Raw genomic sequence first — 26017 nt, forward strand, 5'->3', positions numbered from 1 at the left:
TAAATTAGTAACTCATCCGACCACATAACAATAATTTTACACTGGAAGAGACTATGAGCCGCTACCCGTCGCTATTCGCCCCCCTCGATCTGGGCTTCACCACCCTGAAAAACCGCGTGTTAATGGGCTCAATGCATACCGGGCTGGAAGAGCGGCCGGACGGTGCTGAGCGGCTGGCCGCGTTCTATGCCGAGCGTGCCCGTCATGGCGTGGCGCTCATCGTCACCGGCGGTGTGGCCCCTGCGCCATCCGGGGTGGCGATGGAGGGCGGCGCGGTGCTGAACGATGCGGCACAGCTACCCCATCACCGGATCGTGACCGATGCCGTCCACCAGGAAGGCGGTAAAATCGCTCTGCAAATTCTGCATACCGGGCGCTACAGCTATCAGCCAAACCCGGTGGCCCCGTCGGCGATCCAGGCTCCGATCAACCGCTTTAAGCCGCATGCCCTCACCCATGACGAGATCCTGACCCTGATCGATGACTTCGCCCGCTGCGCGGCGCTGGCGCGGGAGGCGGGTTACGACGGCGTGGAGGTGATGGGCTCTGAAGGCTATCTGATTAACGAATTTCTCGCCGCACGCACCAACCAGCGCGAGGACGAATGGGGCGGCGACTATGCCCGCCGGATGCGCTTTGCCGTGGAGGTGGTGCGCGCCGTGCGCGAGCGCGCCGGAAGCGACTTTATTATTATCTTCCGCCTGTCGATGCTCGATCTGGTGGAGGGCGGCGGCACCTTCGAGGAAACCGTCCGGCTGGCGCAGGCCATAGAGGCGGCGGGCGCAACCATCATCAACACCGGGATCGGCTGGCACGAAGCACGCATTCCGACCATCGCCACCCCGGTGCCGCGCGCGGCGTTTAGCTGGGTGACCCGCAAGCTGAAAGGCAAGGTGTCGATCCCGCTGGTGACCACCAACCGCATTAACGATCCGCAAGTCGCAGACGATCTGCTGGCGAATGGCGATGCCGATATGGTGTCGATGGCGCGGCCCTTCCTCGCCGATGCGGAGATCCTCTCCAAAGCGCAAAGCGGCCGTGCAGATGAGATCAACACCTGTATCGGCTGCAACCAGGCCTGCCTGGATCAGATCTTCGTCGGCAAAGTCACCTCCTGCCTGGTGAACCCGCGCGCCTGTCACGAAACCCGCATGCCCATCGTTCCGGCCATCAACAAAAAGCGGCTGGCGGTGGTGGGCGCAGGCCCGGCGGGGCTGGCGTTTGCGGTGAATGCTGCCTCGCGCGGGCACAGCGTCACGCTGTTTGATGCCGCCGCTGAGATTGGCGGCCAGTTTAATATCGCCAAACAGATCCCCGGCAAAGAGGAGTTCTACGAGACGCTGCGCTACTACCGCCGGATGATCGAGGTTACCGGCGTGGATCTGCGGCTCAATCAGTGGGTAACCGCGGACGATCTCGCCGACTTTGACGAGACGATCCTCGCCAGCGGGATCGCCCCGCGTCTGCCTGCGATCGAGGGCATCGATCATCCGAAAGTGCTGAGCTACCTCGAGGTGCTGCGCGACAAAGCACCGGTGGGCGATCGGGTGGCGATTATCGGTTGCGGCGGGATCGGCTTTGATACCGCCATGTATCTGAGCCAGACGGGCGAGGCCACCAGCCAGAATATCACGGAATTCTGCGCAGAATGGGGCATCGACACCAGCCTGAATCAGGTGGGGGGCTTGCGTCCGGAAGGGCCACAGTTGCCAAAAAGCCCGCGCCAGATTGTGATGCTGCAACGCAAGGCCAGCAAACCTGGCGAAGGGCTGGGGAAAACCACCGGCTGGATCCATCGCGCCACCCTCCTCGCCCGCGGCGTGAAGATGATCCCGGCGGTGAGTTATCAGAAGATCGACGACGAAGGGCTGCATGTGCTGATCGGCGGTGAACCGCAGCTGCTGCCCGTCGATCATGTGATTTTGTGTGCCGGTCAGGAGCCGAAGCGCGATCTGGCCGAGCCGCTGCGCGAGGCGGGCAGAACGGTGCATCTGATTGGCGGGTGCGATGTAGCGATGGAGCTGGATGCCCGGCGGGCGATTGCCCAGGGGACGAAGCTGGCTCTGGAGATCTAACGGCATTGCCGGGCGGCGCTACGCTTGCACCGGCCTACGGGTTCGGTATCGTTGTGTAAGCGGTAATTTGTAGGCCCGGTAAGTTGTAGGCCCGGTAAGCGCAGCGCCACCGGGCAAAACAATCTTAACGACGGCGGCCTAATTTCACCGCTTTCAGCACCACGAACTTGTTGTTTGTCGCAATGGTGGTGCAGTTACCGAAGATCTTCTTCAGCTTGTGGAAGTAGTCCAGGTGGCGGTTGGCGACGATGTACAGCTCCCCGTTGATTTTCAGGCAGCGGCGCGCGTGGTGGAACATCTCCCAGGCGACGTTATCGGTCAGGGCGTGCTTCTGATGGAACGGCGGGTTGCAGAACACGGCGTTGAAGCGGAACGGCTCCACGCCCGAGAGCGCGTTGTTGATCATAAACTCGCAGCGATCCAGCGCCTCCGGCATGTTGGTCTCCACGTTGAGACGGCTGGAGGCCACCGCCATTGGCGATTCGTCGCTGAAGACCACGCTGGCCTCCGGGTTCTTCGCCAGCAACGTCAGGCCGATCACTCCGTTACCGCAGCCCAGATCGACAATTTCGCCTTCCAGATTTTCCGGCAGATGCTCGATAAAGAAACGCGCCCCGATATCCAGCCCGGTGCGGGAGAAGACGTTGGCGTGGTTGTGGATGGTCCAGTCGGTGCCTTCCAGCTTCCAGCTCAGGGTTTCTGGCGCGTCGGCCAGGTCTGGTGCCGTGAAAGTACAGTTGATGAGGCGCGCTTTTTTCCAGGCAAGCGTAGTGGTGGTTGGCCCCAGCACTTTCTCGAACAGTTCCAGCGTAGAGGTATGGATATCACGCGCTTTGGCACCGGCGATAATGCGCGTCTCTGGCGTCACCACCTTGCGCAGCGCGCGCAGCTGCTGCTCCAGCAACGCCATCGTTTTAGGCACTTTGATCAGCACCACGCCCGGGGCCTGCGGGTAATCCGCCGTGCTGTCGAGGAATTTTACGCTGCCTTCGTCGATGTCGTTGTGACGCAGGTTTTCCCGCGTCGCCAGCTCGCTTATGTACGAATCACCGATGCTGTAAGGAGTGTGTTCGGCCAGGGCGCAAGCCAGGGCGCCGAAAGCATCATTCAGGATCAGAACCGGGCCGCTGATTTCGGTCTCATCCAACTGTTGCAGCAGATAGTCATCCGCCGCTTCCCACGCCTGCAGTGGGTTAACGTCGTCCGTTTCCGGAAAACGTTTTAAGTCGAGTGAACGGAAACCGTTGTCTAAGTGGCTCATCGGCCCTCCTGAGTGGTAAAATTTCGGCGTTATCCCTGAAAAGGGTGCGTGAGTATACCCGTTTTCACACTGATGTGGGCTTTTGATGAACCAACTTCCTTATCTCCAGGGCTACCCGGAGCATTTACTTTCTCAGGTTCGCAGCCTGATCGCCGAGCAGAAGCTGGGCGCGGTGCTGGAAAAACGCTATCCCGGCACCCACGATGTCGCCACCGATAAAGCCCTCTGGCAGTATACGCAGGATCTCAAAAGCCGTTACCTGAAGAGCGCCCCGCCGATCAATAAGGTGATGTACGACAACAAGATCCATGTCCTGAAGAACGCGCTGGGTCTGCATACCGCCATCTCCCGCGTGCAGGGCGGCAAGCTGAAGGCCAAAGCCGAAATCCGCGTGGCGACCGTGTTTCGCAACGCGCCGGAGGCGTTCCTGCGCATGATCGTGGTGCATGAGCTGGCGCACCTGAAAGAGAAAGAACACGATAAAGCGTTCTATTCCCTCTGCTGCCACATGGAGCCGCAGTACCACCAGCTGGAGTTTGATACCCGGCTGTGGCTGACGCATCTATCGTTAAAGAGTAATGCGGTTTAGCGCACGCGATTTGTCATGATGACGTGCTACAGTGGCTAAAGGTTCCCTGCTACGGAGTACGTAAACGTTTATGATACGTTTCGCAGTCATTGGGACGAACTGGATCACCCGTCAGTTCGTCGATGCCGCCCATGAGACCGGCAAATATAAACTTACCGCAGTTTATTCCCGCAGCCTTGAACAGGCCCAGACCTTTGCGAACGACTACCTCGTCGAACATCTCTTTACCTCGCTGGAGGAGATGGCGCAAAGCGATGCGATTGACGCGGTTTATATTGCCAGCCCCAACTCTCTGCACTTCCCGCAGACGAAGCTGTTCCTCAGCCATAAAAAACATGTGATTTGCGAGAAGCCGCTGGCCTCAAATATCGATGAGGTTGAAGCCGCCATTGCCCTTGCAAGGGAAAATCAGGTGGTGCTGTTCGAAGCCTTCAAAACCGCCAGCCTGCCGAATTTCCTGCTGCTGCAGCAGTCGCTGTCGAAAGTGGGCCGCATCCGCAAAGCCTTTATCAACTACTGCCAGTACTCGTCGCGCTACCAGCGCTACCTGGACGGCGAGAATCCGAACACCTTTAATCCGCAGTTCTCCAACGGCTCGATTATGGATATCGGTTTCTACTGCCTGGCCTCAGCGGTGGCGCTGTGGGGCGAGCCGCACCGGGTGCAGGCGACCGCCAGCCTGCTGGAAAGCGGCGTGGATGCCCACGGCCTGGTGGTGCTGGATTATGGCGATTTCAGCGTGACGCTGCAGCACTCCAAAGTGAGTGACTCGGTGCTGCCAAGCGAGATCCAGGGCGAGAACGGCGCGCTGGTGATCGAGAAGATCTCTGAGTGTCAGAAGCTGAGCTACGTCCCGCGCGGCGGCAAGCCTCAGGAACTGACGCAGCCTCAGCATATCAACACTATGCTGTATGAGGCAGAGGTGTTCGCGCGTCTGGTCGAAACCCAGGAAGTTAACCATCCGGGCCTTGCGGTGAGCCGTACCACGGCGAAGCTGCAAACCGAGATCCGTCGCCAGACAGGGGTGGTTTTCCCGGCTGACGGCCTTAACGCAGAAGTTACCGCGTAAAGCTGTGTAATGAATTCGTGCAGGCCATTGACGAAACCAGTGGCCTGACATATTTTGTTACCTGCAAAGGGGAGTAACTTCCTGGTCGGTGGATCGTCATTACGATGCGTGTAATACCGCATCCGGTCGCCGGGCAACGAAAAAGGAATACGTGAGCGTATTCCTTTCTTGTTGTAAGTGAGACCTTGCCGGAAGGCGAGGTCTATGCACAAAAAACGCAACGGCTATCGTCTTCTGACGTTAGCCGTTTTTTTTTGTGGAAGGAAAATTGTATGAATACTGTCGGTACTCCGCTGATGTGGGGAGGATTCGCCATCGTTGTGGTCATCATGCTGGCGATCGATCTCTTTTTGCAGGGTCGGCGCGGCGCGCATGGCATGACCATGAAGCAGGCGGCCGCCTGGTCGCTGGTGTGGGTCACGCTCTCCCTGCTCTTCTGTGCCGCCTTCTGGTGGTATCTCTCCATTACGCAAGGCCGCGCGGTGGCCGATCCCCAGGCGCTGGCGTTCCTCACCGGCTATCTGATTGAAAAAGCCCTGGCGGTGGATAACGTCTTCGTCTGGCTGATGCTGTTCAGCTATTTCGCGGTGCCTGCAGCCTTGCAGCGTCGGGTGCTGGTGTATGGCGTGCTGGGCGCGATCGTGTTGCGTACCATCATGATCTTCGCCGGTAGCTGGCTCATTACCCAGTTCGAATGGCTGCTGTACATTTTCGGCGCCTTCCTGCTCTTTACCGGCGTGAAGATGGCGCTGGCGAAGGAAGATGAAACCGGTATTGGCGAGAAGCCGCTGGTACGCTGGCTGCGTGGTCATATGCGTATGACCGACACCATCGAAAGCGAGCACTTCTTCGTGCGTAAAAACGGCCTGCTGTTTGCCACGCCGCTGCTGCTGGTGCTGATCATGGTGGAGCTGAGCGATGTGATTTTCGCGGTCGACAGTATTCCGGCGATCTTCGCGGTGACCACTGACCCGTTCATCGTGCTGACCTCAAACCTGTTTGCGATCCTCGGCCTGCGTGCGATGTACTTCCTGCTGGCGGGCGTGGCGGAGCGCTTCTCAATGCTGAAGTATGGTCTGTCGGTGATCCTGGTGTTTATCGGCATTAAGATGTTGATTGTCGATTTCTATCACATCCCAATCGCTATCTCGCTGGGCGTGGTGTTTGGCATCCTGGTTGTGACCCTGCTTATCAACGCCTGGGTGAACCACCAGAACGATAAGAAGCGGCAGATCCAGTAAGGGATTGTGCGGTCTGGTGCCCGGCGGCGCGACGCTTGCCGGGCCTACGGTTTTGTAGGTCGGGTAAGCGCAGCGCCACCCGGCATGACAACACGCAGCGGAGTAAAACGCGCTACCCGGCAAAAATGTAACAAGACAGTTAAAAAACATGACGCAGTACGTAAATTCCAGCATTTTGCTCTTCCCAGACTTCACGCATTCAATATACTCATCCTGACAAACACACACCTCTAACCGGAATATAAGTGCCTGAGAGCATCTCCGGGACGGAACGCAATTTCACTGAAGGAATTTCCTATGACCACACAATCTTCTGGTCTGCTCGCGCGTCTGACGCAGGGCAGCCTTGTTAAACAAATACTGGTAGGCCTGGTGCTGGGTATTTTACTGGCACTGGTTTCCAAACCGGCGGCCATTGCTACCGGCCTGCTCGGCACGCTTTTCGTTGGCGCGTTAAAAGCCGTCGCACCGGTACTGGTGCTGATGCTGGTTATGGCCTCTATTGCCAACCACCAGCATGGCCAGAAAACCAACATTCGCCCGATTCTGTTCCTTTATCTGCTGGGTACTTTCTCTGCCGCGCTGACAGCAGTGGTCTTTAGCTTCCTCTTCCCGTCCACGCTGCACCTCACCTCTGCGGCGGGTGATATCACTCCGCCATCGGGCATCGTGGAAGTGCTTCGCGGCCTGCTGATGAGCATGGTCTCTAACCCGATCGACGCACTGCTGAATGCTAACTACATCGGCATTCTGGTGTGGGCCATTGGTCTGGGCTTTGCCCTGCGCCACGGTAACGAGACCACCAAAAACCTGGTTAACGATATGTCCAACGCGGTGACCTTTATGGTGAAAGTGGTGATCCGCTTTGCGCCGATCGGTATCTTCGGCCTGGTCTCCTCCACGCTGGCGACCACCGGGTTTGATACTCTGTGGGGCTACGCGCAACTGCTGCTGGTGCTGATTGGCTGTATGCTGCTGGTGGCACTGGTGATTAACCCGCTGCTGGTATTCTGGCAGATCCGCCGTAACCCGTACCCACTGGTGCTGATGTGCCTGCGTGAGAGCGGCGTTTATGCCTTCTTCACCCGCAGCTCTGCGGCAAACATTCCGGTGAACATGGCGCTGGCCGAGAAGCTGAACCTGGATCGTGACACTTACTCTGTCTCTATTCCGCTGGGTGCGACGGTGAACATGGCAGGTGCGGCGATCACCATCACCGTGCTGACCTTAGCGGCGGTGCATACTCTGGGTGTCCCGGTGGATCTGCCGACCGCGCTGCTGCTGAGCGTCGTGGCATCGCTGTGCGCCTGTGGTGCATCGGGCGTGGCGGGCGGTTCTCTGCTGCTGATCCCGCTGGCCTGTAACATGTTCGGTATTCCAAATGAAGTGGCGATGCAGGTTGTGGCAGTGGGCTTTATCATTGGCGTGCTGCAGGACTCCTGCGAAACCGCGCTGAACTCCTCCACCGACGTGCTGTTCACCGCCGCGGCGTGTCAGGCTGAAGATGCGCGTCTGGCTAAGAACGCTTTACGTAGTTAATAAAAAAGCCCGGTGGCGGCTACGCCTTACCGGGCCTGATTTTGGTTCGTAGGTCGGGTAAGCGTTAGCGCCACCCGACACCACACCTATAGCGTCACACCACTCTTGAAGATCGCCAGCTCGCGGAAGTCGTTTTTCTCGTTGCAGGCCTGTTTGCCATTGGCGATATCCACAATCACATCCACGAATTCCGTTAACAACTGCGGCATCGCTTTGCCGTGGATCAGCTGACCGGCATCGAAATCGATCCAGTGCTTTTTCTTCGCCGCCAGCTCGCTGTTGGTGGCAATTTTCACCGTTGGCACAAAACCGCCGTACGGGGTGCCGCGGCCGGTGCTGAACAGCACCATATGGCAGCCAGCACCCGCCAGGGCGCTGGTAGCAACGGCATCGTTACCCGGCGCGCTTAGCAGGTTCAGACCTGGCGTGCTCAACCGCTCGCCGTAGCGCAGGACGTCCACCACCTGGCTGGCACCCGCTTTCTGGGTACAGCCGAGGGATTTCTCTTCCAGCGTGGTGATCCCGCCCGCCTTGTTGCCCGGGGATGGGTTCTCGTAAATCGGCTGGTTGTGGGCGATAAAGTACTGCTTGAAGTCGTTGACCATGGTGACGGTCTTTTCAAACGTCGCTTCATCGCGGCAGTGGCTCATCAAAATGCGCTCGGCACCGAACATCTCCGGCACTTCGGTCAGCACGGTGGTGCCGCCGTTGCTGATGACATAATCAGAGAACTGACCCAGCATCGGGTTAGCGGTAATGCCGGACAGCCCATCCGAGCCGCCGCACTCCAGACCAAACTTCAGCTCGCTCAGCTTGCCTGGCTCACGCTTATCATGGCGCATCGCCTCATACAGCTCATGCAGATGCTCCAGACCGGCTTCCACCTCATCTTCCTGATGCTGGCACACCATAAAGTGAACGCGGGCAGGGTCGAAATCCCCCAGCGTTTCACGGAAGGCATCTACCTGGTTGTTTTCACAACCGAGGCCAATCACCAGCACCGCCCCGGCGTTCGGGTGGCGGACCATGTTTTGCAGCATGGTGCGGGTGTTGATGTGGTCGTCACCCAACTGGGAACAGCCGTAGGTATGGCTGAACAGGAAGACGCCGTCGGTGCCTTCCGCCTGGTTAGTCTCTTTCAGAAAGCGGCTCTGGATCTGACGGGCGATGCCGTTGACGCAGCCGACGGTGGGCAGGATCCACAGTTCATTGCGGATCCCCACCTCACCGCTGGCGCGGCGGTAGATCTGAACGTCACGATCTGCCGCCTGGCGGCTCTCAGCCAGCAACTCAGGTTGATAGCTGTACTCATCCAGATCGCTCAGATTGGTGCGCGTATTGTGGGAGTGAATAAATTCACCCGCCGCGATATCCGCCAGGGCATGGCCGATAGGCAGACCGTATTTGATAACGTTCTCCCCTTTGGCAATCGGCTGCAGGGCAAACTTGTGCCCGCGCGCCAGATCCTGGCGCAGGGTGACGGTCTGGTTGTCAAACGTCACTTCCAGGCCTTCGCTCAGGTCGGCCAGCGCGACCGCAACGTTATCCAGCGAATGGATTTTGATGTATTGCATATCAACCTCAGACGGCCTTAGTTCAGTTCAATAGCGAAGTAGTCGCGCGCATTGTTAAAGCAGATGTTTCTCACCATTTCGCCCAGCAGCTGGATATCGGCAGGCGCTTCGCCCGCGGTGACCCAGCGGCCAATCATCTGGCACAGAATGCGGCGGAAATATTCATGGCGAGTATAAGAAAGGAAGCTGCGGCTGTCGGTCAGCATGCCAACAAAGCGGCTCAGCAGACCAAGCTGCGCCAGCTGGGTCATTTGACGCTCCATGCCATCTTTCTGGTCGTTGAACCACCAGCCGGAACCGAACTGCATTTTGCCCGGCATCCCTTCGCCCTGGAAGTTACCGATCATGGTGCCCAGCACTTCGTTATCGCGTGGGTTCAGGCAGTAGAGGATGGTTTTTGGCAGCAGATTCTCTTCGTTCTGTTTGCTCAGCAGTTTGGAGAGCTCTTCCGCCAGCGGACGGTCGTTGATGGAGTCGAAACCGACATCGGCGCCCAGCAGCTTGAACTGACGCAGGTTGTTGTTGCGCAGCGCGCCAATGTGGTACTGCTGCACCCAGCCGCGACGGGCATATTCTGCCGCCAGCCAGACCAGCACTGCGGTTTTGAACTGCGCCACTTCATGCTCGCTCAGGGTTTCACCCGCCAGGCGGCGCGCCAGGATGCTGTCCAGCTCGGCTTCGTTCGCCTCAGCAAACAGCACCACGTCCAACGCATGGTCAGACACTTTACAGCCGTGAGCCGCGAAGTGATCCAGACGCTTCGCCAGCGCGGTCTGCAGATCGCCGAAACGGCGGATCTCGGTATCAGAGACTTCACTCAGCTTCGCCATGTAGTCGGCAAAGGTCGCCTGCTCAATGTTGAAGGCTTTATCCGGGCGCCAGCTTGGCAGCACTTTGACGTCAAACGAGCTGTCTTTCGCGACAACGGCGTGATGCTCCAAAGAGTCAATCGGATCGTCGGTGGTACCGACCATCTTCACGTTCATCTGCTTCATGATGCCGCGGGCAGAGAATTTATCCTGGGCCAGCAGCTCATTACATTCGTTCCAGATCTCATCCGCGGTAGACGGAGAGAGCAGCTTGCCGGTGATCCCGAACGGACGGCGCAGCTCCAGATGGGTCCAGTGGTAGAGCGGGTTACCAATGGTGTGCGGCACGGTCGCGGCCCAGGCATCGAATTTTTCACGGTCAGACGCATCGCCGGTACAGAGGCGTTCAGCCACCCCGTTGGTACGCATGGCGCGCCACTTGTAGTGGTCGCCTTTCAGCCAGATGTCATACAGGTTTTTAAAACGGTAATCTTCGGCAACCTGCTGCGGCGGAAGGTGGCAGTGGTAGTCGAAAATCGGCTGGTCTTTCGCGTAATCATGGTACAGGCGGCGGGCAAATTCGGTATCTAACAGAAAATCTTCAGTCATAAACGGAGTCATGTCGTCATCCTCTTAACGGGCACGTCAGAAAACAGCAATGTTCAGATGCTGCAAAGTTATCACACCAATTTCCAGAGGCCGATGATTTTTTCGTGAGTTAGATCAATAAACGTCGACAAATAATCTACGCCCAAAGGAGTAAACACCGCTCAACACCGCGCCAGCTCTGGCCTGACGCAGCCTCGACATTACCCTTACAATTATTGACACATTTGTGATGTCACTCACCTTTTAAAGTTGTATGACAAGTTATCGTTCTGCCGTCGCAAATTATAAGCCGACGGAATGCATTACCGGTGCCACAGGCGTCGGACTCAGCGGTAAGGATACCGAATTATGCACGTTACTTATGGCAAGGTTCGGGCCGTACCGGGAGCATTCCCGGTTACGCCCTCCCGTTGAAAACATCTCACGCAATGCATAGAGATGCCCGTACTCCGGTGCGGCAATAACATAACGATGAGGTTTTACATGCGTAAAATTAAAGGGTTACGTTGGTACATGATCGCACTGGTGACGCTCGGCACCGTGCTGGGCTACCTGACGCGTAATACCATAGCGGCGGCTGCGCCAACGCTAATGGAAGAGTTGCATATCTCCACGCAACAATACTCCTATATTATCGCGGCCTATTCCGCGGCTTATACCATCATGCAGCCGGTAGCAGGCTACGTGCTGGATATTCTGGGTACGAAAGTTGGCTATGCCGTATTCGCCGTCACCTGGGCCATCTTCTGCGGCGCAACCGCGCTGGCAGGCAGCTGGGGTGGTCTGGCGCTGGCTCGTGGCGCGGTAGGTGCTGCGGAAGCGGCGATGATCCCTGCAGGTCTGAAAGCGGCGTCCGAGTGGTTCCCGGCGAAAGAGCGTTCCATCGCGGTGGGCTACTTCAACGTGGGTTCCTCTATCGGCGCGATGATTGCTCCGCCGCTGGTGGTGTGGGCTATCGTGATGCACAGCTGGCAGCTGGCGTTTATTCTCTCCGGCGTGCTGAGCTTCGCCTGGGCGATGTCCTGGCTAATCTTCTACAAACACCCGCGCGATCAGAAGAAGCTCTCTGATGAAGAACGCGACTACATCATCGGTGGCCAGGAGTCCCAGCACCAGACCAATAACGGCAAGAAGATGTCTGTTCTGCAGATTCTGGGTACCCGTCAGTTCTGGGGTATCGCCCTGCCGCGCTTCCTGGCTGAGCCTGCATGGGGGACGTTCAACGCCTGGATCCCACTGTTCATGTTTAAAGTTTACGGCTTTAACCTGAAAGAGATCGCCATGTTCGCCTGGATGCCAATGCTGTTCGCAGACCTGGGCTGTATCGTCGGGGGTTACCTGCCACCGCTGTTCCAGCGCTGGTTCGGCGTGAACCTGATTGTCTCCCGTAAGATGGTTGTGACCATGGGTGCCTTGCTGATGATTGGCCCAGGGATGATTGGTCTGTTCACCAGCCCGTATGTCGCGATTGCGCTGCTGTGCGTCGGGGGCTTTGCTCACCAGTCTCTCTCTGGTGCGCTGATCACCCTCTCTTCTGACGTCTTCGGTCGTAATGAAGTGGCGACCGCTAACGGCCTGACCGGGATGGCAGCCTGGACCGCCAGTACCCTGTTCGCCCTGGTGGTCGGTGCGCTGGCTGACACCATCGGCTTTAGCCCACTGTTCGCAGTACTGGCTGTCTTCGACCTGCTGGGGGCGGTGCTTATCTGGACGGTGCTGAAAAGCAAGTCCGCAGAGGAGCTGTTGCAAGAGTCCGTTGGAAGGCCCGCGACTCAGAGCTAGATTTATTGCCGGGTGACGCCTCGCTTACCCGGCCTACTAAACCGCCAGGGCGCGTAAGCGAAGCGCGACCTGGTATATAAAAGCCGCTCCCGAGCGGCTTTTTTGCGGGTCAAATCTGGAGAGAAAGGGGTAAAAGTGGTATAACAAATCATTAGCCATACCCTGCCTGGAGCGCATATGGAAATCAACGAACCCCGTCGTCTTTATCAGCAACTTGCTGCCGAACTGAAATCGCGCATCGAGCAAGGCGTTTATCTGGTAGGCGACAAATTACCTGCCGAGCGTTTTATCGCTGATGAGAAGAGCGTAAGCCGCACCGTGGTTCGTGAAGCCATCATCATGCTGGAAGTGGAAGGCTATGTTGAAGTGCGTAAAGGTTCCGGCATTCATGTTATCTCCAGCCAACCAAAACACTCCCCGGCCCCGGAAGAAAATCTGGAATTTGCCAATTACGGTCCCTTTGAGCTGCTCCAGGCTCGTCAGCTTATTGAGAGTAATATCGCCGAGTTTGCGGCGACGCAGGTGACCAAGCAGGACATCATGAAGTTGATGGAGATCCAGGACAACGCGCGTAAAGAGAAATGCTTCCGCGACTCCGAGTGGGACCTGCAGTTTCATGTTCAGGTGGCGCTGGCGACGCAAAACACCGCGCTTGCGGCAATCGTCGAAAAAATGTGGACTCAGCGCGTTCATAACCCGTACTGGAAAAAACTGCACGATCACATCGATTCCCGCACCGTGGATAACTGGTGTGACGATCATGACCAAATCCTTAAGGCGCTGATTCGTAAAGACCCGCATGCGGCAAAAGTAGCCATGTGGCAGCATCTCGAAAACACCAAACAGATGTTGTTCAATGAAACCAGTGACGACTTCGAATTTAACGCTGACCGCTATCTTTTTGCTGAGAATCCGGTGGTTCACCTCGATAGCGCAGTAAGTCACGCAAAATAGTTTTCTTCACGCATCGGCAGGCGCTTCGCTGCGCCTTCCGGCCAAGGTGGGTAAGTAAACATATATAGTGTCAGCCTTTGTAAATAGCCTCGCGTCTCCTCCCTGGGTTAAGACAAAATCTATCTGCGGTACATGTAAATACTGTGACGGATCCCATTGGCGTTTGTTACAATTAGATGCAATTTGCCGTTTAGTTAGTTAGTGCTTGCTTACTTAGCCATTTAACAGGGAACAGTTTGGCCACACACTGTGTCCGCGAGCGACCATAATGAAATTATAAAAAATGTCGCCGTGCTGTTTGACCCGGTTGACAGGTGCGTCGTTAACCGCTTTCCAGGAACACTGAATGGAACTTTTGACCCAACTACTTAATGCCTTATGGGCTCAGGATTTCGAAACGCTGGCCAATCCGTCCATGATTGGCATGCTCTATTTTGTCCTGTTTATGATTCTGTTTCTTGAAAACGGTCTGCTTCCTGCCGCTTTCCTGCCAGGCGATAGTCTGCTGGTGCTGGTGGGTGTGCTGTGCGCAAAAGGGGCAATGCAATTTCCGCAAACCGTCCTGCTGCTGACCATTGCCGCCAGCCTCGGCTGCTGGTTGAGCTATATCCAGGGGCGATGGCTTGGCAATACGCGTATTGTGCAAAACTGGCTATCGCACCTGCCAGCGCACTATCATCAGCGGGCGCATCACCTGTTCCACAAGCACGGGCTTTCCGCGCTGCTGGTGGGCCGCTTTATCGCCTTTGTCCGCACCCTGCTGCCAACCATTGCCGGTCTTTCTGGCCTCAGCAGCACGCGCTTTCAGTTCTTTAACTGGATGAGTGGCTTGCTGTGGGTGCTGATCCTTACTACGCTGGGTTATCTGCTCGGCAAAACGCCGGTGTTCCTGAAATATGAAGATCAGCTGATGTCCTGCCTGATGCTGCTGCCGGTCGTGCTGCTGGTGTTCGGGCTGATTGGTTCGCTGGTGGTTCTCTGGAAGAAAAAACATGGAAGTCAGGGCTAACAACATGGCCAATCCTAACGCGTCAATGCGCCGTCTCTCTTACGCCATGGTCGCGCTGGTGATGTTCAGCGCCCTGCTGCTGGCCTGGGCGGCGCTGCAAAAACAGGAATCGACGCTGGCGATCCGCGCGGTCAATCAGGGCGTCAGCATGCCGGATGGTTTCTCCATCTGGCATCACCTGGATGCCAACGGCATTCAGTTCAAAAGTATTACCCCGCAGAAAGATGTGCTGCTGATCACCTTCGACTCCAGCGTACAGAGCGCTGCCGCGAAGAAGGTGCTCGATCGCAGCCTGCCGCATGGCTATATCATTGCTCAACAGGATAAAGACAATCAGGCGGTGGTCTGGCTGACCCGTCTGCGTGATACATCACGTCTGTTAGGCTAAATTTCCACTAATCTGAATCTTTTCACTTACTTTGGTGATATCCCCGTTTACTTACTATGCTTAAGTACGCGGAGCACCTCTCACACGTACTCCGCACAACTCTGGAATTCGACATTTCCGCAGGTTACGTCGAAAACAATGGAAGGTTTCAACAATGAATTACCGCATCGCCCTGGGCCTCGCCCTTTTTTCTTTGAGCACAGCTTCGTTCGCTTCGTCTCTTTGTCAGGAGAAGGAACAGGATATTCAACGCGAGATCAGTTACGCTGAAAAGCATAACAATCAGAGCAGAATCAACGGATTGAATAAAGCGCTGAGCGAAGTGAAAGCGAACTGTTCCGACGACAAGTTGCGCGCCGATCACCAGCGCAAGATTGCCGAACAGAAAGAAGAAATTGCTGAACGCCGCCGGGATCTGGCGGAGGCAAAGGAGAAAGGCGATGCAGACAAAGTTGCCAAACGTGAGCAGAAACTGCAAGAAGCGCAGAACGAACTGAAAGCGCTGGAGTCTCGCGATTACTGATTTAACGGACATCGTAACAGGAGAGAATCATGTCAAAAGATACCACGTCAGACCATTTACGCGCTGAACTGAAGTCCCTGGCGGATACCCTGGAAGAGGTACTGAGCTCCTCTGGCAATAAGTCGAAAGAAGAGCTGAGCAAACTGCGTAATAAAGCGGAGCAGGCCCTGCACGAAAGCCGCTATCGTCTGGGCGAAACCAGCGATGCACTGGCGAAACAGACCCGTGAGGCCGCCGCGCGCGCTGATGAGTATGTGCGTGAGAATCCGTGGGCCGGCGTAGGTATCGGTGCTGCGGTTGGTGTTGTCATCGGCATGCTGCTTACGCGACGTTAATTATGGAAGATTCACGTCAACCACAAGGGCCCGCAAAAAACGTTCTCGGTATCGGACAGCGGATTTTGACTACTCTCGTCGGCATCGCAGAGACGCGTATCCGGCTGGCAGTGGTCGAACTGGAAGAAGAGAAAGCGAATCTCTTCCAGCTGCTACTGATGCTGGGGTTGACCATGCTCTTCGCCGCCTTTGGCCTGATGAGCCTGATGGTATTGATTATCTGGGCAGTCGATCCGCAGTATCGTCTTAATGTGATGATTGGCACCACCGTGGTGCTGCTGCTTGCTGCTCTGATAGGGGGAATATGGACGATGCGCAAAGTGCGCCAGTCGACCCTGCTACATCATACCCGTAAGGAACTCGCCAACGACCGGTCACTGCTGGAGGATGATAAAAAGTGAGCAGAAGCCGAGCGGAACGTGAGCGAGAAAAGGCATTTTTGCTGAGCCAGATCCAGCAGCAACGGCTGGATCTGTCGGCTGGCAGCCGCGACTGGCTGGAAGCCACGCACAGCTATGACCGCGGGTGGAATATGTTTCTGAACCTGCGGGCGTGGGCGCTGATAGGGAGCAGCCTTCTGGCGGTGAGGGCCGTGCGTCATCCGAATATGCTGATCCGCTGGGCGCGCCGCGGTCTGGGCATCTGGAGCGCGTGGAAGATGATTAAAACCACCCTTACCCAGCAGCAGCTCCGCAAACAAGAAACCCGCTGACGTCTACCCTGCCTCACCCTGTAAAGCGCCTCCTGGCGCTTTACTTTTATCCTTTCCCTCCCTTCACATTACTCAATATCTTTGAAGAAGATTGACAGTTTTCCTTGCTAACAATCCCCATTCGCCCCGTTTATGATTCTCTCCATCGACAGCGAGACCGCGGCATCCGCCCGATTTTGCACAATAAATAGTATTTACAGCCCAAGTGGTTCCCTGGAGAGTAAGATGAAAAAATTAGAAGATGTTGGTGTACTGGTAGCGCGCGTTCTGATGCCAATCCTGTTTATTACCGCAGGCTGGAGCAAAATCGGGGGTTACGCCGGCACGCAACAGTATATGGAAGCGATGGGCGTTCCGGGGTTCCTGCTGCCGCTGACCATTCTGCTTGAACTGGGGGGGGGCCTGGCCATTCTGTTCGGTTTCCTGACCCGGACTACCGCACTGTTCACCGCAGGCTTCACCCTGCTGACCGCGTTCCTGTTCCACAGCAACTTTGCGGAAGGGGTGAACTCTCTGATGTTCATGAAAAACCTGACTATCGCAGGCGGTTACCTGCTGCTGGCTATCACCGGCCCGGGTGCATACAGCATCGACCGCGTCCTGAATAAGAAGTGGTAAGCACGCTATACTGAATCAAAAAGCGAGGAGATTTCTCCTCGCTTTTGCTATCTAAGGAGGAAAAGATGGGACAACTTGTAGACGGCGTCTGGCAGGATACCTGGTATGACACCAAATCAACCGGGGGACGTTTCAAACGTTCTGTTTCGGCCTTCCGTAACTGGCTCACCGCCGACGGCGCGCCTGGCCCAAGCGGCGAAGGCGGCTTTGCGGCGGAGAAAGATCGTTACCACCTCTATGTTTCTCTGGCCTGCCCGTGGGCGCATCGCACCCTGATCGTCCGCGCCCTGAAGGGGCTGGAATCGCTGATCCCCGTCTCGGTGGTGCATCCGCTGATGCTGGAGAACGGCTGGACTTTCGGCGATGATTTCCCGGCGGCCAATGGCGATTCACTCTATCACCACGATTTTCTCTACCAGCTCTACCTGCGCGCCGATCCGCACTACACCGGCCGCGTTACCGTTCCGGTACTGTGGGACAAGAAAAATCAGACCATCGTCAGCAATGAGTCAGCCGAGATCATCCGCATGTTTAACACCGCGTTTGATGCCCACGGCGCCCGGGCAGGCGATTTTTATCCGCCCGCGCTGCGCGATAAAATTGATGACCTGAATAGCTGGATTTACGACAACGTGAACAACGGCGTCTATAAGGCCGGGTTTGCCACCAGCCAGGAAGCCTACGACGAAGCCGTGACCAATGTTTTTGCCTCGCTGGAGCGACTGGAGCAGATCCTCGGCCAGCACCGCTATCTCACCGGCGACCAGTTGACCGAAGCCGACATCCGTCTGTGGACCACACTGGTGCGCTTTGACCCGGTTTACGTGACCCACTTCAAGTGCGACAAACACCGGATCAGCGATTACCTCAACCTGTACGGTTTCCTGCGCGACATCTATCAGATGCCGGGGATTGCGGAGACGGTCGATTTTGACCATATCCGTAACCATTACTATCGCAGCCATAAAACCATTAATCCGACGGGCATTATCTCCATTGGCCCGTGGCAGGATCTGACTGAACCGCACGGGCGCGACGTCCGCTTCGGCTAAACCTCAGGGGCGCTTTTCTGGCGCCCTTTACCCCCCTTTTATTCCCGTCTATGCTTTAGTGGATCGCTTAAAAAACAAGTGATTAATTGCTGCGGAGGCCACAAGAAATGGACTGGTATCTGAAAGTACTGCGAAATTATATCGGGTTTAAAGGGCGCGCCCGCCGCAAAGAGTTCTGGATGTTTACTCTGGTGAACTTCATTCTGGTTTGTGTGCTGGGGCTGATCGACAAAATGCTGGGCTGGGAGCGGGCTGGCGGCGAAGGCATTATCACCACCGTGTATGGCTTGCTGGTACTTCTGCCATCGTGGGCCGTGCTCTTTCGTCGGCTGCATGATACCGATCGTTCGGCGTGGTGGCTGCTGCTGGTGCTGATCCCGGTGCTCGGCTGGATCATTATTCTGATCTTCAACTGCCAGCGCGGAACGGAAGGTGAAAACCGGTTTGGGCCGGATCCGTTGCTAAACCGCTGAGGCATTGCCCGGCGGCGCTGTGCTTGCCGGGCCTACAATAGACATTACTTCTGGGTAAAGAGCTTCTGGATCTCGCGCAGACACCAGGATTTGGCTTCGCCCATGCTGTCGCGTCGCCACGCCATAATGATATCCACTTCACTGGTGTACTCCGGACTCACCACCCGCAGCCGCCCTTCGGCAATATCTTTCTCAACGAACGGATACGGCATGGTTGCCACGCCCAGCCCGGCCAGCAGCGCCTGACGCTTATCTTCCAGGGTACTGACGGTGAGGCGCGGCTGTTTATCAAGCAGCTGAACGGTTAATACCGGGCGCTCGCGGGCGGTATCGGCCACCGCCACGCCGCGGTATTTTACGCGGGTCACTTCCGACAGCGGCTCGGGTTCCTGATGAATCGGGTGATCCGGTGCGGCGACATAGACATTCATCACGGTATAGAGCTTGCGGGAGTTGATTTCGGACGAGGAGCGGAAGTGCATATCCGGCGCGATCACGATATCAGCCCGGCCCTGCTCCAGGCGCTCCCACGCCCCGGCAAGCACCTCGGTGATAATAGAAAGCTGGGTATTGGCTTTTTCTGCCAGGCGATCCACCAGCGGGTAGAGCGCAGTGGTGGGTACCAGCGCTTCGGTGACCAGCGTCAGATGCGTTTCCCAGCCGCGGGCCAGCGCTTCGGCGTCGGTGGTCAGTTTATCCGCCGCTTCCAGCAACACGCGCCCGCGCTCCAGCAGCATGCGTCCGACATTGGTGAATTTTGTTCGATGACCAGAGCGGTCAAACAGCACCACATCCAGCTCTTCTTCCAGTTTCTGCATGGTGTAACTCAGGGCAGATGGCACGCGCCCCAGTTCATCCGCTGCTGCGGCGAAGCTACCGCGTCGATCGATCGCGTCCATCACACGTAGTGCTTCAAGGGTCAATGCTCTCTCTTTAGCCATGGTGTTCTCATTCAGGAAATTTGAACATACCGGGCAGAATATCTGGCTAACAATGCAGCGTCCATACCTTTACCATTGTTTTAGTGTAAAGAGAGGTCAAGTTTTATGATTACGACAAGAACAGCTAAACAGTGCGGACAAGCCGATTTCGGTTGGCTGCAGGCCCGCTACACCTTTTCCTTTGGACACTACTTTGACCCGAAACTGCTGGGCTATGCCTCTTTACGTGTACTGAACCAGGAGGTACTTGCACCCGGAGCTTCGTTCCAGCCGCGTACCTATCCAAAAGTGGATATCCTGAACCTCATTCTTGAAGGCGAAGCAGAGTATCGCGACAGCGAGGGCAACCATGTCCAGGCGAAAGCCGGTGAAGCATTGCTGATAGCCACCCAGCCAGGTATCAGCTATAGCGAACATAACCTCAGCAAAGATAAGTCGCTGACGCGGATGCAACTGTGGCTGGATGCCTGCCCGGAGCGGGAAAATCCGCTGCTCCAGAAGATCGATCTGCTGGATGCCAAACAGCAGCTGCTGGCCTCGCCGGATGGTAGCGCAGGCAGCCTGCAGCTCCGCCAGCAGGTGTGGCTGCATCATATCGAGCTGGATAAAGGGGAGCGCCTGAGTTTTCAGCTGCACGGCCCGCGCGCCTACCTGCAATCTATTCACGGTACGGTACATGCGCAAACGCCCGCTGAGGAGCGCGAAGCGCTGACCTGCGGAGATGGTGCGTTTATTCGCGACGAGGCGAATATCACCCTGGTGGCTGACACGCCGCTGCGTGCGCTGTTGATCGATTTGCCGGTCTGAACAGGCGGCCTCTCCCTGCACAAGGAGAGGCCGTTATTTCAGGCGACTTTCTCTGCCATTATCTCAATGATCTGTTTATCCGTTGCCTGCATCGAACGGCATGCGAGCGAGCACAGATTGGCGATGGACTGTTCAACATCGTGCGCCACAATCCCTTCGTTGCCGGTCACGGCGCAATCATCAAGCGCCATCATTACCGATTTCCAGGCACTGCTGACGCTGGTTGAGACTTTCATCGCGCAGCTGTTCGATGCTCCATCGCAGATCATTCCGCTGACGTCGCCAATCATACTGCTGATTGCCATCTCAATCGCCTTATAGCCCCCGTCCAGCAGCCATGCCATACCTGCTGCCGCGCCCATGGCCGCGGTCGTCGCCGCGCACAATGCCGACAGGCGAGGAAGCTGATAATGGATATAAATGGCCGAGAGGTGCGAAAGCATCAGTGCCCGCGCCAGTTTTTCCTCGTCAGCCTGGAGATATTCCGCCACGACCAGAACTGGCATCGTTGCCGTGATCCCCTGATTACCCGAGCCGGAATTGCTCATCGCAGGCAGTGTCGCGCCGCCCATTCGGGCATCTGACGCGGCGCTGGTGCGGATGATAATCTCCGATCCTAGTCCCTGGTCGATAAAGCCACGCGCCTGCTGTCTATGCAACGTCGCGCCAATATGGAGTCCCCATTTGCCGGTTAATCCCTCCCGGGAGAGCGCATCGTTTAGATGCCCGGCTTCCAGGATAAAACGAATGGCGGAAAACGGAACCTGCTCAACAAACTCCAGGATCTGCGACAGCGACGTGCTCGACAGTACCCTCAGCGGATCGCCGTCAGAGCACTGCGGCTGTTCGTCCAGCATAAAGCGTGTTTCGCCCTGATAGCTGATCTGTACGACCCGCGTATGCCCTCCCGCAATGGTGACGCTTGCCGATTCCGTCCCGGCATAGACAGTGGCGCGGGAATAGAGGATTTCGTCGCAGGGTTGCTGCAGTTTTACCTGCACGTTTCCTGCCGCCAGTAACGCTTTAGCGTGGGCAATCGCCTCGGGCGAAGCATCTTTTAACACCTCCAGCCCGCCCCGGGGATTACCCCCAATCGCCCCCAGCGCAGCCGCAACAGGCAGGCCAACCATGCCGGTACCCGGTACCGTTACACCCAGCCCATTTTTCATTAAATTCGGTGAAACCCACGCCTCAATTTGCGTAATGTCTCCGCTTAATTGTTCAGCCGCGATGGCACAGGCCAGCGCCAGCGAGACAGGCTCTGTACATCCCAGGGCAGGTTTAACCTCTTCCTGCACCGCGTGAATAAACAGGTTCCCTAGAGGGTTTATTTGCTCAGACATCGTTACGACCTTTATTGCACATCAGGAAAAAGCGAGGAAAGGAGAAACACAAAGCAGTAGCCCGGTGATAATAATAATCACCAGCGACACGCCTTTGTATTTATGCAGCGCAGGGACCTTGTAGACCAGCCACGCCGGAATTAAACAGCCCACCATGCCGAAAATAGGGCTGCAGATAGAGGTGAAACTCAGCACAGGCGCGTTTAATACAATGGCGCTCCAGGCAAGCAGTATGGCAAACACCATAATGCCGCGCTGTACGGTAGTTTCATTGATTTTATCCGCCGGAAATTTGCGGCGCAGGATATTCATCACGATGCCTTGCGTCGCTTCACGAAAGCCGAGATAGACGCCAAAGAAAGCCGTCATCACAGCGAAGATATTCAGAATAACGCTGACGATTTTTACCCAACCCGCGCCATCACCGCTAATAAACTGCGCAGCAATTGCCAGGGCGGAAATATTCTGTTCATAGGCTTTGACCGCTTCCTCATGCCCCATCGCCAGGGTAAAAGAGACCGCGTAGAAAAAGACCGTCACAAACAGAATGCCAAACGCAATATTCATTGCCCGCAGGGCTTTGTACCGTGCCACTTCGATCGATTTTGCGCGGGAGCGGTAGGAGATCACCATTGGGCTTAGGGTCTGAATAAACAGAATGGAGGTGAGAGTAAACGGCAGGGTAATAATGGCATTCTTGATCAGCAGCCCCATCGGCGGCAGCGCGCCAACATTATAGAGGTGCCACATGCCAATCATTGAGACCCCCAGTGCCGCCACCACCAGCAGTTTGGTGAGCACCATCAGGCTGGAGACTTTAAACAGCAGTTTTTCACCCCGGGATGAGATCGCCACCAGGATACAGATCAGTAATAAGCCATAGAACGGGTTTTCTGACAGTAAACCGTCCGTCACGCCGAAGGTATGCAGATAAGAGGCGCTGTCATTGGTGATCGCCGTGGAATAAACAAACATCCAGATAACCAGCATGACAAAATAGAGCGCTCCTAACAGAATGCCCCAGTTTTTACCCAGATAACCGCTGATCACGCTCGGGTAATCTTTGCACTCTGGTGATTCCGCCAGCGTATTAATAAACAGGCGCTGAAAGAGATACATCGCCGGATAACCAATGATGGAAGAGAGCAGAAAAACCCACAGGCCCATTAATCCCACCTGGACCGGGAGAAAAACAATACCGGCACCGATTGCCATGCCGATACTCATGATTATCCAACCGGTGTCATTGCTGTCGAATTTAATTGCTTCTTGCCATTCACTCTCGCTCATTCCAGCCCGTCTTGCTGCCGGTGAGTCGTTCACAATTACGCTATTATTTGTCGCCGTATCCATTAGGCTCTCGCTTATTTTGTAGGGTAAACAGTTATTTTTTATGGATATCTGCTCATCAGCGATAATGAGCCAGAGAGGTGCAGGCGTTTGTTATTGGTGTGGAAATATCATATCCGGAGAGGAAGAGAAAAAAATCACAACGTTAGTGTGGTTTTTGATTGAAAAAAGAAAAAACTACTCTTTTCAAAAAAGAAGTGGGACGATTTTTCTCATTGTGACGCGCTTCAAGGAATAAACAACCCGCGACACGCGCGGGTTGTTGATCGCTGGTACGTGACTGACACCAGAAAGCAAAAAACCCGCCGAAGCGGGGTTTTATTAAAGAGTTGAAGCTGACCGATAAGCCGCGTTCTTTTTGGTATAGCGTCGTTGGACAGTCATTCATCTCAACCGCTACGTAGCAAAAACCCCGCCGAAGCGGGGTTTTCTAAAGAGTTGAAGCTGACCGATAAGCCGGGTTCTGTCGTTGGACAGTCATTCATCTAGGCCAGCAATCGCTCACTGGCTCAAGCAGCCTACCCGGGTTCAGTACGGGCCGTACCATGTGAACCCCTATTTGGCCTTGCTCCGGGTGGAGTTTACCGTGCCACGGACTGTTACCAGCCGCGCGGTGCGCTCTTACCGCACCCTTTCACCCTTACCTGATCCCACTTGCATGGGCCATCGGCGGTTTGCTCTCTGTTGCACTGGTCGTGGGTTTCCCCCCCAGGCGTTACCTGGCACCCTGCCCTATGGAGCCCGGACTTTCCTCCCCTCCGCCCGTCTCCCCCGAAAGGGACGACGACGAAGCGGCGACTGTCTGGTCAGCTTCGGCGCGCAGTATAGAGGGTTTGCGCCCCGCTGTCACCCTTCGGTGAGCATCCCTACCCGCAGGGTGGCGGCAATATTGCGCGAGGCGCGATAAATATTGTCAAACGCGCCGCGGAACGCCTCTTCCAGGGTGCTGATACTGGTCAGGACGCTGAACACTGCGTCGATGCCATATTGATGAACTACCCCGACGTCGCTGGTCAGGCTGCCGGCAATGCCGATGACCGGCTTGCGATATTTACTGGCGACGCGCGCCACGCCCACCGGCACTTTACCGTGAATACTTTGACTGTCCAGGCGTCCTTCGCCGGTCACCACCCAGGTGCAGTCGTGAATATGCTCTTCGAGATTCAGCGCCTGGGTGACAATTTCGATGCCGCTCTTCAGCTCCGCACCGAGGAATGCCATCAGCGCGGCGCCCATGCCGCCTGCCGCACCCGCGCCAGGGACATTTTTGACATCAATACGCAGCGCGGTATGAATCACATCGGCGTAGTGAGAAAGATTGTTGTCGAGTTCGACGATGTTGGCTTCTGTCGCCCCTTTCTGCGGGCCGAAGATGCGGGAGGCACCCTGCTCACCGATCAGCGGATTGCTCACATCGCAGGCCACCCGTATCGCGCAGGTTTTGAGACGCGGATCGAGCAACGAAATATCAATATTGTTCAGCGCCATCAGGCTGCCACCGCCGTGGCCAATCTCGGTGCCGTTGGCATCCGTCAGTTTTGCCCCCAGCGCCTGCACCATTCCGGCACCGCCGTCGTTGGTGGCACTGCCGCCAATCCCGATAATGATATTGCGCGCACCTTTATCGAGTGCCGCGAGGATCAGCTCGCCCGTCCCGCGGGAGGTGGTAATCAGCGGGTTGCGCTGGGCTGGAGGAACCAGTGCCAGTCCGCTCGCCGCCGCCATCTCAATAAACGCCGTCACGCCATCGCCGGAGATCCCCCAGCAGGCATTGACACTTTCGCCCAGTGGCCCCGTCACTACTGCATGCTGCATCGTGCCATTGGTGGCGGCAACCATCGCTTCAACCGTGCCTTCCCCGCCATCCGCCACGGGAACCGAAACATACTCTGCATCGGGAAAGATCTCCCGAAAGCCTTTTTCTATCGCCTGCGCTACCTCGGTGGCAGACAGGCTTTCTTTGTAAGAGTCAGGGGCAATTACGATTTTCATAGTTATAGCCTGTTACCGCTTGAGGCAAAAATAGCGGGCGCGTTCCCGCGCCCGTCTTTGTTAGCGAGAGACTTCCACTTTCGCCAGTTTTTCGTAATAGCAGGCAATGGCGCTGTGGTCGGCCGTTCCCAGCCCGTCGGCACGCAGGGCCTGCATCATCTCCATCACCGCCGCGGTCAGCGGTAGTTGGGCCCCCACGCCGTGAGAGGTATCCAGCGCGTTCGCCAGATCCTTGATGTGCAGATCGATACGGAAGCCTGGCTTGAAGTTACGATCCATCACCATTGGCGCTTTGGCATCCAGTACGGTGCTGCCCGCCAGGCCGCCACGGATCGCCTGATACACCAGATCCGGGTTAACGCCCGCTTTGGTCGCCAGGGTCAGGGCTTCAGACATCGCGGCGATGTTCAGGGCCACAATCACCTGGTTTGCCAGCTTGGTGACGTTACCGGCGCCAATCTCACCGGTGTGCACCACGGAGCCAGCCATCGCTTTCATCAGGTCGTAATATTTGTCGAAGATGGCTTTGTCACCACCCACCATCACAGAGAGGGTGCCGTCGATAGCTTTCGGCTCGCCGCCGCTCACCGGTGCATCCAGCATGTCGATGCCTTTTGCTTTTAACGCCTCGCTGATTTCACGGCTGGCCAGCGGTGCAATAGAGCTCATGTCGATCAGCACAGTACCCGGTTTGGCCCCTTCGATGATGCCGCCTTCGCCCAGCGCCACCTCTTTCACGTGCGGGGAGTTTGGCAGCATGGTGATGATCACATCGCACTGCTCAGCAATGGCCTTTGCCGTGGCGGCCGTTTCTGCGCCTGCGGCGATCACTTCAGCAATGGCTTCCGGGTTACGGTCTGCAACCACCAGTGAGTAACCTGCTTTGATGAGGTTTTTACTCATTGGTTTACCCATGATACCCAGGCCAATAAAACCAACTTTCAGTGTCATAATTGCGTCTCTCTTTATTCA

25 protein-coding genes and 1 other RNA gene are annotated in these 26017 nt (G+C 56.3%); 17 read left to right on the forward strand and 9 right to left on the reverse strand.

Annotated elements, in window-relative coordinates:
* Nucleotides 1–53: 53 nt before the first annotated feature.
* Nucleotides 54–2075: an NADPH-dependent 2,4-dienoyl-CoA reductase gene (locus GNG26_RS19105; RefSeq protein WP_156239810.1), complete on the forward strand. Its 2022-nt coding sequence runs from the start codon at nt 54–56 to the stop codon at nt 2073–2075.
* Nucleotides 2076–2199: 124 nt separating this feature from the next.
* Here GNG26_RS19105 and rlmG read toward each other — a convergent pair whose 3' ends face one another.
* On the reverse strand, nt 2200–3336 hold the full coding sequence (rlmG, locus tag GNG26_RS19110; protein WP_156239811.1) for a 23S rRNA (guanine(1835)-N(2))-methyltransferase RlmG: 1137 nt from the start codon (nt 3334–3336) through the stop codon (nt 2200–2202).
* Between the two features lie 85 nt (nt 3337–3421).
* Between rlmG and GNG26_RS19115 the strand changes: the two genes are divergently transcribed.
* From GNG26_RS19115 to sstT, 4 genes are all read left to right on the forward strand, one after another.
* Complete coding sequence (locus tag GNG26_RS19115; protein WP_103824884.1) at nt 3422–3925, forward strand: YgjP-like metallopeptidase domain-containing protein; 504 nt, start codon at nt 3422–3424, stop codon at nt 3923–3925.
* Nucleotides 3926–3995: 70 nt separating this feature from the next.
* Entirely contained in the window at nt 3996–4994 is a 999-nt protein-coding gene (locus GNG26_RS19120; RefSeq protein ID WP_103177119.1) for a Gfo/Idh/MocA family protein, read from the forward strand.
* Between the two features lie 272 nt (nt 4995–5266).
* Nucleotides 5267–6235, forward strand: a complete 969-nt coding sequence (locus tag GNG26_RS19125) for a TerC family protein (RefSeq protein ID WP_156239812.1) — start codon at nt 5267–5269, stop codon at nt 6233–6235.
* Nucleotides 6236–6532: 297 nt separating this feature from the next.
* Nucleotides 6533–7774 (forward strand): serine/threonine transporter SstT, encoded by a 1242-nt coding sequence (sstT, locus tag GNG26_RS19130; RefSeq protein WP_156239813.1) that lies wholly within the window; start codon nt 6533–6535, stop codon nt 7772–7774.
* 86 nt (nt 7775–7860) lie between these two features.
* On the opposite strand, the gene GNG26_RS19135 is transcribed toward sstT, so the two are convergent.
* Both GNG26_RS19135 and uxaC read right to left on the reverse strand, forming a co-directional pair.
* Nucleotides 7861–9348 carry a UxaA family hydrolase gene (locus GNG26_RS19135; protein WP_103824887.1) on the reverse strand — a complete coding sequence of 496 codons (1488 nt, stop codon included), beginning with the start codon at nt 9346–9348 and terminating at the stop codon, nt 7861–7863.
* A 17-nt stretch (nt 9349–9365) separates the two neighbouring features.
* A complete protein-coding gene (gene uxaC / locus GNG26_RS19140) occupies nt 9366–10778 on the reverse strand; it encodes a glucuronate isomerase (RefSeq protein WP_103824888.1) in 1413 nt (470 codons plus the stop codon).
* Nucleotides 10779–11249: 471 nt separating this feature from the next.
* On the opposite strand from uxaC, the gene GNG26_RS19145 reads away from it, so the two are divergent.
* The 11 genes from GNG26_RS19145 (at nt 11250) to GNG26_RS19195 (ending at nt 18612) form a co-directional block, all read left to right on the forward strand.
* The gene (locus GNG26_RS19145; protein ID WP_103824889.1) at nt 11250–12548 is read left to right on the forward strand and encodes an MFS transporter; all 1299 of its coding nucleotides are present in this window, start codon (nt 11250–11252) and stop codon (nt 12546–12548) included.
* Between the two features lie 177 nt (nt 12549–12725).
* On the forward strand, nt 12726–13502 hold the full coding sequence (gene exuR, locus GNG26_RS19150; protein ID WP_103824890.1) for a transcriptional regulator ExuR: 777 nt from the start codon (nt 12726–12728) through the stop codon (nt 13500–13502).
* A gap of 346 nt (nt 13503–13848) precedes the next feature.
* Nucleotides 13849–14511 carry a DedA family general envelope maintenance protein YqjA gene (yqjA, locus tag GNG26_RS19155; RefSeq protein ID WP_059307126.1) on the forward strand — a complete coding sequence of 221 codons (663 nt, stop codon included), beginning with the start codon at nt 13849–13851 and terminating at the stop codon, nt 14509–14511.
* A gap of 4 nt (nt 14512–14515) precedes the next feature.
* Complete coding sequence (gene mzrA, locus GNG26_RS19160; protein WP_156239814.1) at nt 14516–14899, forward strand: EnvZ/OmpR regulon moderator MzrA; 384 nt, start codon at nt 14516–14518, stop codon at nt 14897–14899.
* A gap of 154 nt (nt 14900–15053) precedes the next feature.
* Complete coding sequence (locus GNG26_RS19165; protein ID WP_103824891.1) at nt 15054–15422, forward strand: DUF1090 domain-containing protein; 369 nt, start codon at nt 15054–15056, stop codon at nt 15420–15422.
* A 29-nt stretch (nt 15423–15451) separates the two neighbouring features.
* The gene (locus GNG26_RS19170; RefSeq protein ID WP_103177129.1) at nt 15452–15757 is read left to right on the forward strand and encodes a YqjD family protein; all 306 of its coding nucleotides are present in this window, start codon (nt 15452–15454) and stop codon (nt 15755–15757) included.
* A gap of 2 nt (nt 15758–15759) precedes the next feature.
* The gene (locus GNG26_RS19175; RefSeq protein WP_103177130.1) at nt 15760–16158 is read left to right on the forward strand and encodes a phage holin family protein; all 399 of its coding nucleotides are present in this window, start codon (nt 15760–15762) and stop codon (nt 16156–16158) included.
* The gene (locus GNG26_RS19180) at nt 16155–16469 is read left to right on the forward strand and encodes a YqjK-like family protein (protein WP_156239815.1); all 315 of its coding nucleotides are present in this window, start codon (nt 16155–16157) and stop codon (nt 16467–16469) included. The genes GNG26_RS19175 and GNG26_RS19180 overlap by 4 nt, the downstream gene beginning before the upstream one ends.
* A gap of 225 nt (nt 16470–16694) precedes the next feature.
* Complete coding sequence (locus tag GNG26_RS19185) at nt 16695–17087, forward strand: DoxX family protein (RefSeq protein WP_168194671.1); 393 nt, start codon at nt 16695–16697, stop codon at nt 17085–17087.
* A gap of 65 nt (nt 17088–17152) precedes the next feature.
* A complete protein-coding gene (locus tag GNG26_RS19190; RefSeq protein ID WP_156239817.1) occupies nt 17153–18139 on the forward strand; it encodes a glutathione S-transferase family protein in 987 nt (328 codons plus the stop codon).
* A 107-nt stretch (nt 18140–18246) separates the two neighbouring features.
* Nucleotides 18247–18612: a DUF805 domain-containing protein gene (locus GNG26_RS19195; protein WP_103824895.1), complete on the forward strand. Its 366-nt coding sequence runs from the start codon at nt 18247–18249 to the stop codon at nt 18610–18612.
* A 44-nt stretch (nt 18613–18656) separates the two neighbouring features.
* Here the strand turns inward: GNG26_RS19195 and yhaJ are convergent, their stop codons facing one another.
* Complete coding sequence (gene yhaJ, locus GNG26_RS19200) at nt 18657–19553, reverse strand: DNA-binding transcriptional regulator YhaJ (RefSeq protein ID WP_103177135.1); 897 nt, start codon at nt 19551–19553, stop codon at nt 18657–18659.
* Nucleotides 19554–19658: 105 nt separating this feature from the next.
* Between yhaJ and GNG26_RS19205 the strand changes: the two genes are divergently transcribed.
* Nucleotides 19659–20360 carry a pirin family protein gene (locus GNG26_RS19205; RefSeq protein WP_103824896.1) on the forward strand — a complete coding sequence of 234 codons (702 nt, stop codon included), beginning with the start codon at nt 19659–19661 and terminating at the stop codon, nt 20358–20360.
* A gap of 38 nt (nt 20361–20398) precedes the next feature.
* Here the strand turns inward: GNG26_RS19205 and GNG26_RS19210 are convergent, their stop codons facing one another.
* The 5 genes from GNG26_RS19210 to garR form a co-directional block, all read right to left on the reverse strand.
* A complete protein-coding gene (locus GNG26_RS19210; RefSeq protein ID WP_156239818.1) occupies nt 20399–21703 on the reverse strand; it encodes a serine dehydratase subunit alpha family protein in 1305 nt (434 codons plus the stop codon).
* A gap of 21 nt (nt 21704–21724) precedes the next feature.
* Complete coding sequence (locus tag GNG26_RS19215; protein ID WP_114316600.1) at nt 21725–23056, reverse strand: amino acid permease; 1332 nt, start codon at nt 23054–23056, stop codon at nt 21725–21727.
* A 433-nt stretch (nt 23057–23489) separates the two neighbouring features.
* An RNA gene (gene rnpB, locus GNG26_RS19220) (RNase P RNA component class A) lies at nt 23490–23867 on the reverse strand.
* 32 nt (nt 23868–23899) lie between these two features.
* Nucleotides 23900–25045, reverse strand: coding sequence for a glycerate 2-kinase (garK, locus tag GNG26_RS19225; RefSeq protein WP_114316599.1), 1146 nt, complete (start codon nt 25043–25045; stop codon nt 23900–23902).
* 60 nt (nt 25046–25105) lie between these two features.
* Nucleotides 25106–25996, reverse strand: coding sequence for a 2-hydroxy-3-oxopropionate reductase (garR, locus tag GNG26_RS19230; protein ID WP_103824900.1), 891 nt, complete (start codon nt 25994–25996; stop codon nt 25106–25108).
* Between the last annotated feature and the right edge of the window lie 21 nt (nt 25997–26017).

This window comes from Leclercia sp. J807 (assembly GCF_009734465.1).
In the GTDB taxonomy this organism is placed as follows: domain Bacteria; phylum Pseudomonadota; class Gammaproteobacteria; order Enterobacterales; family Enterobacteriaceae; genus Enterobacter.